General features: G+C 65.7%; 11 protein-coding genes. 7 read left to right on the top strand and 4 right to left on the bottom strand.

What is annotated here, in order from left to right; translation table 11 throughout:
- Positions 1–312, top strand: coding sequence for an NGG1p interacting factor NIF3 (locus tag P0Y58_24800; GenBank protein WEK30070.1), 312 nt, complete (start codon positions 1–3; stop codon positions 310–312).
- 105 nt (positions 313–417) lie between these two features.
- Here P0Y58_24800 and tatC read toward each other — a convergent pair whose 3' ends face one another.
- Genes tatC through tatA form a run of 3 tightly spaced genes read right to left on the bottom strand, consistent with a single transcriptional unit; the run spans position 418 to position 1,699 of the window.
- The gene (gene tatC, locus P0Y58_24795; GenBank protein ID WEK30069.1) at positions 418–1,179 is read right to left on the bottom strand and encodes a twin-arginine translocase subunit TatC; all 762 of its coding nucleotides are present in this window, start codon (positions 1,177–1,179) and stop codon (positions 418–420) included.
- On the bottom strand, positions 1,176–1,466 hold the full coding sequence (gene tatB, locus P0Y58_24790) for a Sec-independent protein translocase protein TatB (protein WEK30068.1): 291 nt from the start codon (positions 1,464–1,466) through the stop codon (positions 1,176–1,178). The genes tatC and tatB overlap by 4 nt, the downstream gene beginning before the upstream one ends.
- Positions 1,466–1,699 (bottom strand): twin-arginine translocase TatA/TatE family subunit, encoded by a 234-nt coding sequence (gene tatA / locus P0Y58_24785; GenBank protein ID WEK30067.1) that lies wholly within the window; start codon positions 1,697–1,699, stop codon positions 1,466–1,468. The genes tatB and tatA overlap by 1 nt, the downstream gene beginning before the upstream one ends.
- Before the next feature lie 145 nt (positions 1,700–1,844).
- Here tatA and gspK point away from each other — a divergent pair, with 145 nt between their 5' ends.
- A complete protein-coding gene (gene gspK, locus P0Y58_24780; protein WEK30066.1) occupies positions 1,845–2,810 on the top strand; it encodes a type II secretion system minor pseudopilin GspK in 966 nt (321 codons plus the stop codon).
- Positions 2,811–2,957: 147 nt separating this feature from the next.
- On the opposite strand, the gene P0Y58_24775 is transcribed toward gspK, so the two are convergent.
- The gene (locus P0Y58_24775; protein WEK30065.1) at positions 2,958–5,033 is read right to left on the bottom strand and encodes a PhoX family phosphatase; all 2,076 of its coding nucleotides are present in this window, start codon (positions 5,031–5,033) and stop codon (positions 2,958–2,960) included.
- Between the two features lie 224 nt (positions 5,034–5,257).
- Here P0Y58_24775 and P0Y58_24770 point away from each other — a divergent pair, with 224 nt between their 5' ends.
- Genes P0Y58_24770 through gspF form a run of 5 tightly spaced genes read left to right on the top strand, consistent with a single transcriptional unit; the run spans position 5,258 to position 11,744 of the window.
- Positions 5,258–6,898: a lipoprotein UxpA gene (locus P0Y58_24770; GenBank protein WEK30064.1), complete on the top strand. Its 1,641-nt coding sequence runs from the start codon at positions 5,258–5,260 to the stop codon at positions 6,896–6,898.
- A complete protein-coding gene (locus tag P0Y58_24765) occupies positions 6,895–7,320 on the top strand; it encodes a pilus assembly protein PilZ (GenBank protein ID WEK30063.1) in 426 nt (141 codons plus the stop codon). Before P0Y58_24770 ends, P0Y58_24765 begins: the two co-directional genes overlap by 4 nt.
- A 21-nt stretch (positions 7,321–7,341) precedes the next feature.
- On the top strand, positions 7,342–9,090 hold the full coding sequence (gspD, locus tag P0Y58_24760; GenBank protein WEK33393.1) for a type II secretion system secretin GspD: 1,749 nt from the start codon (positions 7,342–7,344) through the stop codon (positions 9,088–9,090).
- The gene (locus P0Y58_24755) at positions 9,090–10,538 is read left to right on the top strand and encodes an ATPase, T2SS/T4P/T4SS family (GenBank protein WEK33392.1); all 1,449 of its coding nucleotides are present in this window, start codon (positions 9,090–9,092) and stop codon (positions 10,536–10,538) included. The genes gspD and P0Y58_24755 overlap by 1 nt, the downstream gene beginning before the upstream one ends.
- Positions 10,539–10,541: 3 nt before the next feature.
- Entirely contained in the window at positions 10,542–11,744 is a 1,203-nt protein-coding gene (gene gspF / locus P0Y58_24750) for a type II secretion system inner membrane protein GspF (protein WEK30062.1), read from the top strand.
- The last annotated feature ends 4 nt before the right edge of the window (positions 11,745–11,748 follow it).

Raw genomic sequence — 11,748 nt, 5'->3', positions numbered from 1 at the left:
GTGTACAAGCTCGCCTTCTTTGTCCCCGCCAGCCATGTCGAAGTGGTCAAGGCCGCTGTGTTCGCTGCTGGTGGCGGGCGCATCGGTGACTATGATCACTGCGCCTGGCAAACACTCGGCCAGGGCCAGTTCCGCCCGTTGGACGGCAGCCAGCCGTTCCTCGGGCAAGCGGGACAGGTTGAGGTGGTGGAGGAGTGGAAGGTGGAGCTGGTGGTGGCAGACGAGCTGATCGTTCAGACCGTCGTTGCGCTCAAGCACAGCCACCCGTACGAGACGCCAGCCTACGAAGTCTGGCGGCTCGCCGAGTTCTAGACCGCGTTAGGGCCATTCGCGGGACAAGCCCGCTCCCACAGGGATATCACCGGTCCGAAGCCTTGTGATATCCCTGTGGGAGCGGGCTTGTCCCGCGAAGAGGCCCTAAGATCCAGCCACAATGTCCTTATTCTGCTCAGGCTGCCGCAGCCAGGCACACGCCAGCAGCCCCACCTCGAACAGCACCCACATCGGCACCGCCAGCATCGTCTGCGAAAACACATCAGGCGGCGTCAGAATCATCCCCACCACAAAGCACCCCACGATCACGTAGGGCCTGCTGCGCCGCAACGTGGTCACATCGGCCAACCCCACCCAGACCACGATAAACGTCGCCACCGGGATCTCGAACGCTAACCCGAACGCCAAAAACAGCGCCAGGATAAAGTCCAGGTACTGGCTGATATCGGTCATCATCGCCACACCGTCCGGCGTCACGCTGGCAAAGAAGCCGAACATCATCGGGAACACCAGAAAGAACGCGAAGGCCATGCCGCCATAAAACAGTACGATGCTCGACACCAGCAGTGGCAGGGCAATACGCCTCTCACGGCGGTACAGTCCGGGTGCAAGAAAACCCCAGGCCTGGTGCAGCAGCAGCGGCATGGCCACGAACAGCGCGCACATCGCCGTCAGCTTGAACGGCGTGAGAAACGGCGAAGTGACGCTGGTGGCGATCATGCTCGCGCCTTCCGGCAAAAAGCGCCGCAGCGGCTCGGATATCAGCGTGTACAGTGTCTGGGCGAAAGGGAACAGGCCGGCGAACACCAGCGCCACCAGTGCCAGGCAACGCACCAGGCGTTTGCGCAGGTCACGCAGGTGTTCGGTCAGCGGCATGCTGCCCGCCGGGTCCATGGCAATACTCATGAGGCGTTTTCCTTGGGGGCGGCTACCGTGGCGGCATCATTGGCCGGCTCCGTGTTCAGGCTGATGCCTTGGCGGATTTCCTGTTCCAGGCGCTGCAACGGGGCGCTGTCGAGGTTGGGCAGCTCGATCTCGCGTTCTACCTGCGTACGCAAGGCGTGCATGGCCCGGCGCGCCTGGCCCAGGCCACGGCCGAGGGTGCGCGCCGCCACCGGCAGGCGCTCCGGGCCCAGCACCAGTAGCGCAACGACACCGACCAGCAGCAGCTCGCTGAAGCCTACCTCGAACATCAGGCCTGACGGTCCGCTTGAGGCTGCTGCGTGGCCTGGCCGGCCTGCGTGGCCTGTTGCTGAACCTGCGCCTGGCCGGGTGCGCTGGCATCAGCGTCGCCGCCCATGGACTTGCGAAAACCCTGGATCGCCTCGCCCACATCGCTACCCAGGCCCTTGAGGCGCTTGGTACCAAACAGCAAAAACACGATCAGCAGTACGATCACCAGTTGCCAGATTCCAATGCCACCCATTGCGACCACTCCTGTAAGGCCATGAAAAGGAAGGGCAATCCTGCCTCGTGTAGATGACGGGCACATGACGAACGGGCATTGCCATCTACCTGCAACACGCGGCGTGTTGACTGGCGTCTTTATTGCGCGAGCGAGGCACGCACGGATGGGTGGCAGGCAACAGCAGGGTGCGGCCCTGCTGATGGTGATGGTGGTGCTGGCAATGCTGGCGGCGGGCATGGCCTGGTTGGTGGAAGATGGCCGGCGCCAGGTGGATGAAGTGCGCCTGCTGCACCAGCGGGTGCAGGCGCGGGCCATGGAACAGGCTGGCCTGGCCTATGCCGGGCAGGCCCTGCGCGACCCGGCCTGGCGGCTTAGCCCGCTGTTCTGGCAGGCCTTGCGTGGGCAGCCGCTGAACTACGATTTTGGCGCCGGTAAGGCGCAACTGCGGGTGCACGACCAGCACACGTGCTTCAACGTCAATGCGCTGCTGGGTGCCGATGGCGAGCGTGCCGAGCGCCAGTTGCACTACCTGCTGGGCGACGACATGGCTGCTGAGCGGCTGACCGATGCGCTGGCCGACTGGCTCGATGCCGACAGCGACACCCGCCTGCAGGGCGCCGAAAGTGCCCAGTACCTGCGCCAGCAACCGCCGCGCCTGGCGGCCAACCAGCCGATGCTCGACACCAGCGAGCTGAACTTGCTGCTGGCGCCGGATGCTGCCCGCCAGGCTCGTTACCCGATGCTGTGTGCCTTGCCCCAGGTCACCGGCTGGCGGCTGAACGCCAATGCGCTGGGGTTGGAGCACTTGCCGCTGCTGGAGGCGCTGTACGAGGGGCGTTACCCGCGTTCGTTGCTCAGCCGCATCATCAGCGGCCGGCCGGCGTCGGGGTACGTGGATGCGGGTGCGCTGCGCCAGGCGTTGGGGGCGGTGGATGACGAAACGTTCGAGCGGCTGAGTGAAGGTTTGCTGCTTAACAGCGGGTACTTCTTGCTGCAGCTGTCGTTTGAGGAAGAGGGGCGGGTGATACGCAGCGAGTTCCAGGTGGAGGCGCTGGGCGTGGTGCAGTGGCATGCCCGGGTGCCGGCGCAGCAAGTGCGAGTGCGTAGCCGGGAGCCCATGGCCTGGTGAGGATTGAGATAGCCGGGGCTGCTCTGCAGCCCATTCGCAGGCAAGCCAGCTCCCACAGGAAACCACGGCATTCAGAGCCTGTGATATCCCTGTGGGAGCTGGCTTGCCTGCGAATGGGCCGCAAAGCGGCCCCCGTACACAGGTCGATCAGGCGGTGCCGATCTCTCCGCCATCAATCCGCTGAATCACCACAGTCGAAGCCCGCGGCCGAACCGTGGCCCCAGCCGGCGTAGCATCGGTCGCCTTGTCGGTATACGGCCAGTTCCCCGGGTGCTGAATGTTGACGAACAAGGTCTTGTTGTCCGGGGTAAAGGCAATCCCGGTCACCTCGCAATCATTCGGCCCAACGAAGAAGCGGCGCAGGTCCACCTGGTTCTGTGCGTTCACCGGCACCTGCTTGCCGGTCGCGTCTACCAGGTCGGTGGGGATTACTGCCAGCAGCTGGTCGTTGGTGTAATCGGTGAGGGTGCTCTCGCCGTTGTCGGTCTCGAACCACAACACGCCACGGCTATCGAAGCTCATGCCGTCGGGGCTGGCGAACTGGTTCAGTTCGGTCAGGCCGGAGCGGTTGATGTCGGCAGTACCGGCTGCGTTGGCACCGAACACGAAGATGTCCCAGGTAAAGCTCAGCTGGTCGTCGCTGTCGTGCCAGCGAATGATGTGGCCGTGGCGGTTCGGGCCGCGCGGGTTGGCCGCATCGACCTTTTCCGGGGTACGCGCGCTGTTGTTGGTCAGGGTCAGGTACACGTCGCCGTTCAGCGGGTTGACCGTGGTCCATTCCGGGCGGTCCATCGGCGTTGCGCCCACGGCATCGCCAGCCCCACGGGTGTTGAGGATGATACCCGGCAGGTCGCCGTACAGCGCGCCCAGGGTGCTGCCGCCCGTGGTCGCGGTGGCCACGTCCAGCAGCAGCCATACACCGCTGCCGTCGGCATTGAAGCGGGCGACGTACAGCTTGCCCTGGTCCAGGTACTTGGCGCCGGTGGCCAGGCGGTCGGCCGGGTTGGCGTCGGCGGCATCCCACACAGCGGTGGACACCCACTTGTACAGGTACTCGTTGTTCGAGTCGTCACCCATGTACCACACCAGCGGCTTGCCGGCGACGGGCAGGCCTGGGGCGCAACCTTCGTGGCGGAAGCGGCCCAGCGCGGTGCGCTTGGTGGCCAGGGTGCTGCTGTTGTACGGGTCGATCTCGACGATGTAGCCGTAGGTGCTGGCTTCGTTGCGGTAGTCGTCAGTGGCGCTGGCGCCTTTGACGGTAACGTCGAAGCGGGTGAATTCGTCGGCCACTTCGGTGCTGTCACCGGCGGCGGTTTCCCACTTGTACTGGCCGCTGGAGGTGCCCACGCCAATGCGGCGCTGGTCTTCGGGGCGGGTGCCCTTGTTGACGAAGATGCCTGGCCAGTTCTCTTCACAGGTCAGGTAGGTGCCCCACGGGGTGTAGCCGTTGCCACAGTTGTTGTTGGTGCCACGGCAGTGGGTGCCGGCGCTGGAGTATTTGGTCTTGACGTGGTCCGTGCCACGCAGCGGGCCGGTGATTTCCATGCGCGAGGCGGTGGTGAAGCGGCGGTTCAGCGGGTCGTTGTCGACCACCTGCCAGCGGCCGCTGACTTTCTGCAGGCGCACAACGCCAGCACCATGGGCGTTGATTTCCTTGCGCACTTCCTCGACCGGGCGCTTGCCGTTGACATCGGTGGTCGGGCCGGCCGGGTGCAGGGCGGCGGCGTCGATGTACTCGAAGTTGATCGCCAGCAGGCCGTCTTCCGAGCTGCCATTGATGGGGAAGAAGTGCATGCCGTCATGGTGCATGCCCATGGCGTTGGCCTGGTCGGTCGAGGTGTTGCTGCCGTCGGACTTCCACGGGTTGCCGTTGCTGTTCAGCGGCGTGCCCCACGGCGCCAGCACATAGGCGCTGTAGCCGGCGGCAACCACACAGGCGTCGGTGCGCGAGCCCGGGATGGACTGGAAGCCCAGCGCCAGTTTAGGCACTTCCGGCTCGGTGACAGGCGGCTCGGTCACCGGTGGCTCGGTGACCGGATCATCATGATCGGAACCACCCCCGTCGAAGCAGCCTGTCAGGCCGGTACCGGCAATCATGGCGATGGCGGCGCCCAGGCTGCCGCGCATCACGCTGCGGCGGCTCAGATAGGCGTCCATGACAGTGGCCATCGGCATATTGGCGCTGTGGTTCCGGTCCAGGTTGTCGCCGGTATCTCGACTCATCAGGGTGTCCTTATAATGGCTGAGTTAGAGGAACCCGCGACTTTAGTGGGGAAATATGATGATTGATTGGCAGAAATGTTAAGGGGTTTTTAAAACGACTCGCTCTTAGAAGAGCCTCTGACAGATCAATTTGGAATGGCTGTCGGATTTCTGCCATCAAACTGTAATGCCAACGCCGCAACATCCGGAGCCCTGAATGAACGTGGATAAGGATGGCGGGTTCGATGGCAAGCAGTGTGCACAGGCGCGAAGTAATGGGCTGGATGGGTGTCGGTGCCTTGGCACCGCTGCTCGGCGCCTGCTCCGCCTTCCCGGGGCAGCAGGGCGGCAATGCCCGGCTCGACCTGCTGTACGTGGCCGATACCCTCGATGCCCGGCAACCCGGCCAGGCCGTGGTACCCGCGACCCGCCTTGGGCCTGTCAGCCACCTTGGCCGCGCGCCGTGGATGACTGGCAGCAGCGCCAGCCTGGCCTACCCGCAACTGGCGCCGCTGCTGGATGCCAGCCAGGCAACAGTCGCCCAACTGGGCGGCTATGCGGTGCTGGCGGCACTGCTGGAGCAACTGCGCGGCGAGGCCGGGGCAGGCAACAGCCTGACCCTGGAGAATGGCCAAGGCTGGAACGGCAGTGGCCTGGCCTACCTGACCCAGGGCGAAAGCGGGGTGCAGGGCAGCCAACTGCTGGGCACAGAAGCGCGGGTCAGCAGTGACGAGCGTGTGCTGTGGCCACAACGCAGCACAGGGCTTTATCGCCAGGCGGGTGCAATTACCCTGGGCGCTGGCCTGGCGGACGGGCAGCGCCAGGCCCTGGGCCTGGACGCCTTGCACGTCTTCGAGCGCGGCGGCGCCCGAATTGCCGTGGTCGGCGTGACCGACCCCTACGCCCAGGACCAGAAAGCCTCTCTCAAACAGTGGTACCAGTCACTTCAGCCGGTGTTCGAGCAGGCCCGGCGCGAGGCCGACCTGGTGGTGGCCATGGCCGATGTCGGCACCGGCCCCGGCCTGTGGCTGGCTGAACGGGTGCCACAAATCGATGTGCTGTTGTGCGCCCGTGGCCAAGACCTGTGGCCGGCGCCCGTCGAAGTGACCCAGGCCAGTGGTCGCCGTGTACCGGTGCTGTTTGCCGGTTGTCGGGGCAGCGGTGCTTTCCGCCTGCGCTGCCAGCGCGTGGCTGGGTTGTGGCAGTTCGACGGGCGTTTCTTCCCGGCCTTTGAACAACAACTGGCGCCTGCCGCGCAGCTGCGTGTCGGGCCATTGCAGGCAGCGCTGCGCCAGCAACGTGCCGGCCACGCGGCGTGGCTCGATCAACCGCTGGCCCGCGCGCCACAGGCCTTGTGGCGCCGCGATACCCGTGGCGGCAGCTGGGACCGCCTGCTGCATCAAGCCTTGGCCGATGGCAGCGGCATGCCCGTGCTGTTGCCGGGCCTGCGTTATGACTACCCGCTGCCGGCAGGCGCGTCAATCACGCGCGAACACCTGATCAGCCTCACCGGTGGCTACCCGGCACCGGTGGTCGAAGCGCCAGCCCGGCAAGTGGAACAAGTGCTGGAAAACGCGGCAGAGCAACTGTTCGGCGACCCTCTACTGCTGGACAACAGCCAGGACCTGCCGCGCTGGCAGGGGCAGGCCTGGGGTGTCAGCTACAGCCCTCAAGGCAAGCGCATCTCTGGGCTGGAGCCGGTGCAGGGCCTGTGCCGCACCTTCGGCCTGCAGTTTGAAAGCCAGGCCGGCGAACCCTTGTGGCAGCGGGTCGAAGCCTGGCTCGCCCGCCAGCGTGGCGACTGGCAACTGGCGCCGCTGCAACTGCCCGAAGTGCGTTACGTACAGGGGCACCCGGGCTGGCACCCACGGCAGTTGGCCTCGTGACACTCGCCTCGCGCATTTTCACCGGTGCCGGTCTGACCCTGGCCGGCTGGCTGGCCGCCCAGTGTGTGCTGCAACTGAGCCGCCAGCCGCAACCGGCCATGGCGCCGACGGTCGCCGTCAGCCCGCTGCCCGGGTTGATGGTCGGCCACTGGCAAGTGCCCATCGACGACGGCGCCATCGTTATTACCCGCCTGCCATTGCACTACCTTGGCGGCCTCAGGGCGCAGCCGCTGTCCTCTAGTGTGGTGGTGCTGCGTTACGGCGAGCAGGTACGCACCCTGGCCCGTGGTCAACGCCTGGCACCGGGGATCGTGCTACAGGACATCGACACCGATGGCCTGATTTTCAACAACCAGGGGCGGCGTGAACGCCTGCCCTGGCCGCCACGCCCCGTCGTGACCGGCTTCAAGCGGCAAGGATGAACGATGCCTGTTAGATATTGCATGGCCGCCATGCTGAGCCTGGCCCTGGCCGTTGGCCTGCCTGAGGCCCGCGCCGAAGAACCGGTTTTCGATGAAAATGGCACGCCCATGTACGAGGTGAACTTCGTCGACACCGAGCTGGGCGAGTTCATCGACAGCGTGTCGCGCATCACCGGCACCACCTTCATCGTCGACCCCCGGGTCAAAGGCAAGGTCACCGTGCGCACCGTCGACCTGCACGACGCCGATGCCATCTACGACATTTTCCTGGCGCAGTTGCGCGCTCAGGGCTATGCCACCGTCGACCTGCCCAACGGCAGCGTGAAGATCGTCCCCGACCAGGCCGCGCGCCTGGAACCGGTGCCGGTGGAAGCCGGTGGGCAGCAGGGGGAGGGCAGCGACAGCGTGGCCACCCGCGTATTCAATGTGCGCAACGCCGCCAGCGAGCAGGTGCTGGGCATCCTCAAACCGTTGATCGACCCACGGGTCGGGGTGATCACCCCGTACCCGGCTGCGCACCAGCTGGTGGTCACCGACTGGCGCAGCAACCTCGACCGCATCGCCAGCCTGCTGCGCCAGCTCGACCGCCCGCAAGAGGCGCCGAGCAATGGCAGCACCCAGGTGATCTACCTGCGCCATGCCAATGCCGGTGAAGTGGTCAAGGTGTTACGCGGGCTCAGCCAGGAAGGTGCGGTGCCGGCTGAAGGGGCGGTTGAAGGTGAGGGCAAGGACAGGCCCGTGGTGGCTACCAGCGGTGGCCCGGGCATTCGCCTGGAATACGAAGAAGGCACCAACGCCGTGGTCATGGTCGGGCCCGACAGCGAGCTGGCCGCCTACCGCGCCATCGTCGAACAGCTGGACATCCGCCGTGCCCAGGTAGTGGTGGAGGCGATCATCGCCGAGGTATCCGACAGCAGCGCCCAGGAGCTGGGCGTGCAGTGGTTGTTCGCCGACGAAAAATTCGGAGCCGGCATCGTCAACTTCGGCAGCAACGGGGTGAACATCGCCAACATCGCCGGGGCTGCTGCCGGTGGCGACAACGAAGCGCTTGGCGACTTGTTGTCCGCAACGACCGGCGCCACGGCGGGCATTGGCCATTTCGGCGGCGGGTTCAACTTCGCCATGCTGGTCAATGCGCTAAAGGGCAAGAGCGGTTTCAACCTGCTGTCCACGCCAACCCTGCTGACTCTGGACAACGCCGAGGCGTCGATCCTGGTCGGCCAGGAAGTGCCCTTCGTCACCGGCTCGGTCACGCAAAACAACGCCAACCCGTACCAGACCATCGAGCGCAAAGAGGTCGGGGTGAAGTTGCGTATCAAGCCGCAGATCAACATCGACAACAGCGTACGCCTGGACATTGTCCAGGAAGTGTCGTCGATTGCCGAGTCCAGCGCCGCCAGCGACGTCATCACCAACAAGCGCGAGATCAAGACCAAGGTCATGGTCGAAGACAATGGCCTGGTCATTCTTGGCGGCCTGATCAGCGACGAGTTGAGCACCAGCAACCAGCGCGTGCCACTGCTCGGCGATATCCCTTACCTGGGCCGGCTCTTCCGTTCCGATGCCAGCAAAAACACCAAGCAGAACCTGATGGTGTTCATCCGCCCGCGCATCCTGCGCGACGGCCCGAGCCTGGCCGGGTTGAGCGAAGACAAATACCGCACCTTGCAGCAGACAACCCCGCTGCAACTGCCGGACCTTGCAGAGGGCACACCGCTGTTGCAGGTATTCCCCTCCAGCCGCGCGCGCCTCGAAGGCGGTGCCTGGTGATGCTGCCGTATCGCCTGGCACGGCAGAGCGGCGTGGCCATTGCCACGACTGAACAGGGCTGGCAGCTGTGGCTGCGGCCCGATGCCGACAGCGCCCAGTTGCAGGAGCTGCTGCGGGTACATGGCCAGCCCAGCCAGCTTGAGTACCTGGAACCTGCCGTGTTCGACGAGCGTCTCGGCCAGCTGTACCAGGCGGTTGATGGCGCCACTGAAGCGCTGATTGAAGGCATCGGCGATCAGGTCGACCTGGACAGCCTGATGAGCGAGATGCCGCAGATCGAAGACCTGCTGGAAAGCGATGACGAAGCCCCGGTAATCCGACTGATCAACGGCCTGTTCGGCCAGGCCCTGCGCCTGCGCGCCTCGGACATCCACATCGAAACATTCGAGCAAAGCCTGGTGGTGCGCCTGCGGGTCGATGGTCACCTGCGCGAAGTGCTGCGCCCGCCGCGTGCGCTGTCGGCCATGCTGGTGTCGCGGATCAAGGTCATGGCGCGCCTGGATATCGCCGAGAAGCGCCAGCCCCAGGACGGGCGCATTACCCTGCGCGCGGCAGGGCGCGAGGTGGATGTGCGGGTTTCCACCTTGCCCGGTATCCATGGCGAGCGCGTGGTCATGCGTGTGCTCGACAAACAGGCCAGCTTGCTTGCACTGGGCAACCTGGGCATGCCGCCTGCGGTGTTGCAGGGGCTGCGCAGTTGCCTGGCGCGGCCCAACGGTATCGTGCTGTCCACCGGCCCGACCGGTTCGGGCAAAACCACCACCCTGTACGCCAGCCTCAACAGCCTCAACGATGGCAGCCGCAACATCCTTACCGTCGAGGACCCGGTGGAGTACGCCATCGCCGGCATCGGCCAGACCGCCATCAACCCGCGTGCGGGGCTGACCTTCGCCAGCGGCCTGCGCGCGATCCTGCGCCAGGACCCGGACGTGATCATGCTCGGTGAAATCCGTGACCAGGAAACCGCGCAGATCGCCGTGCAGGCCAGCCTGACCGGGCACTTGGTGCTGTCCACTTTGCACACCAACAGTGCCGTGGGTGCGGTGACCCGCCTGCGCGACATGGGCATCGAACCGTTCCTGATCGCCTCGTGCCTGCGCGGTGTGCTGGCCCAGCGCCTGGTACGGCGCTTGTGCAGTTGCGCCGTGGCGCAGCCGTTGCAAGCTGCCGAGCGTGACCTGTGGCCGGAACTGGCGGCGCTGGGCAGCAGCTACCACGCGGTGGGCTGCGAGCAGTGCCAGGGCAGCGGCTATGTCGGGCGCCTGGGCCTGTACGAATTCATCGAACTGGATACCGGGCTGATCGGCTTGCTGTATGACGGCGCCAGTGAACTGGCCATGCAGGACTACCTGGCCGGGCGCCGGCAGAGCCTGGTGGCGATGGCCAGCGACTGCCTGGCCCGTGGCGAGACCAGCCTGGCCGAAGTGCTGCGCGTGGTGCAGGGCTAAGCCATGCCGACCTATCGCTACCTGGCCGTCGACCTCACCGGCAAGACCCGCAAGGCCAGCCTGCAAGCTGACAGCGAACGCCATGCGCGCCAGCTGCTACGCGAGCAGGGCCTGTTTGCCCGCCAGTTGCAGCGCCAGGACACCGGTAACCGGCAACCCCGGCGCCAGCGCCTGAGCCGCGCCCAGCTGTGTGAGCTGACCCGTCAGCTGGCTACGCTGACCGGGGCTGGCATCCCCTTGGTCGATGCCCTGGCCACCCTTGAACGCCAACTGCGCCAGCCTGCCCTGCACAGTGTGCTGGTGGCCCTGCGCGGCTCGCTCGCCGAAGGCCTGGGCCTGGCCCGCAGCCTGGCGCGCCAGGGGGCGCCATTCACAGGCTTGTACTGCGCGCTGGTCGAGGCCGGCGAACGTTCCGGGCGCCTGGCACAGGTCCTTACGCGGCTGGCCGATCACCTTGAGCAGGTACAACGGCAACAACACAAGGCCCGTACCGCGCTGATCTATCCCACCGTATTGATGGGCGTATCGCTTGCCGTGGTCATCGGCCTGATGACCTTTGTCGTGCCCAAGCTCACCGAGCAGTTTGCCCACGCCGGGCAGAGCCTGCCGCTGATAACCGCGTTGCTGATCGGCCTGAGTCAGGGGCTGGTGCAGGCCGGGCCCTGGTTGCTGGGGCTGGTATTGATGCTTGGCGTGATCGGCAGCTGGTTGCTGCGCAAGCCGCACTGGTGCCTGCGCCGCGACCAGTTGCTGCTGCGCTTGCCGCGGATCGGCGGCCTGCTGCAGGTGCTGGAAAGCGCACGCCTGGCACGCAGCCTGGCGATTCTCAGCGGCAGTGGTGTAGCCCTGCTCGAAGCCTTGCAAGTGGCCACCGAAACCGTCGGCAACCGGCGCATCCGCCTGGCCATGGAGCAGGTGCGCCAGCAAGTGCAGGGCGGCACCAGCCTGCACCGTGCGCTGGATGGCAGCCAGCAATTCCCGCCGCTGCTGGTGAACATGGTCGGCAGCGGCGAGGCCAGCGGCACCCTGGCCGACATGCTCGAGCGCGTGGCCGACGACCAGGAACGCGGCTTTGCCCGCCAGGTGGATACCGCCATGGCGTTGTTCGAACCCCTGATGATCCTGGTGATGGGCGCCGTGGTGCTGTTCATCGTGCTGGCGGTGCTGCTGCCGATCATGCAACTCAACCAGGGCCTGCAACTGTGAATAC

Source organism: Candidatus Pseudomonas phytovorans, assembly GCA_029202525.1.
Lineage (GTDB): Bacteria > Pseudomonadota > Gammaproteobacteria > Pseudomonadales > Pseudomonadaceae > Aquipseudomonas > Aquipseudomonas phytovorans.
This window is presented reverse-complemented; position numbering and strand designations above follow the sequence as displayed.

Coding starts and splice junctions, on each gene's coding strand:
- gspD (WEK33393.1), top strand. CDS start 7,342: ATGGCCGCCATGCTGAGCCTGGCCCTGGCCGTTGGCCTGCCTGAGGCC.
- tatA (WEK30067.1), bottom strand. CDS start 1,699: ATGGGTGGCATTGGAATCTGGCAACTGGTGATCGTACTGCTGATCGTG.
- gspK (WEK30066.1), top strand. CDS start 1,845: ATGGGTGGCAGGCAACAGCAGGGTGCGGCCCTGCTGATGGTGATGGTG.
- tatB (WEK30068.1), bottom strand. CDS start 1,466: ATGTTCGAGGTAGGCTTCAGCGAGCTGCTGCTGGTCGGTGTCGTTGCG.
- P0Y58_24775 (WEK30065.1), bottom strand. CDS start 5,033: ATGAGTCGAGATACCGGCGACAACCTGGACCGGAACCACAGCGCCAAT.
- tatC (WEK30069.1), bottom strand. CDS start 1,179: ATGAGTATTGCCATGGACCCGGCGGGCAGCATGCCGCTGACCGAACAC.
- P0Y58_24755 (WEK33392.1), top strand. CDS start 9,090: ATGCTGCCGTATCGCCTGGCACGGCAGAGCGGCGTGGCCATTGCCACG.
- P0Y58_24770 (WEK30064.1), top strand. CDS start 5,258: ATGGCAAGCAGTGTGCACAGGCGCGAAGTAATGGGCTGGATGGGTGTC.
- gspF (WEK30062.1), top strand. CDS start 10,542: ATGCCGACCTATCGCTACCTGGCCGTCGACCTCACCGGCAAGACCCGC.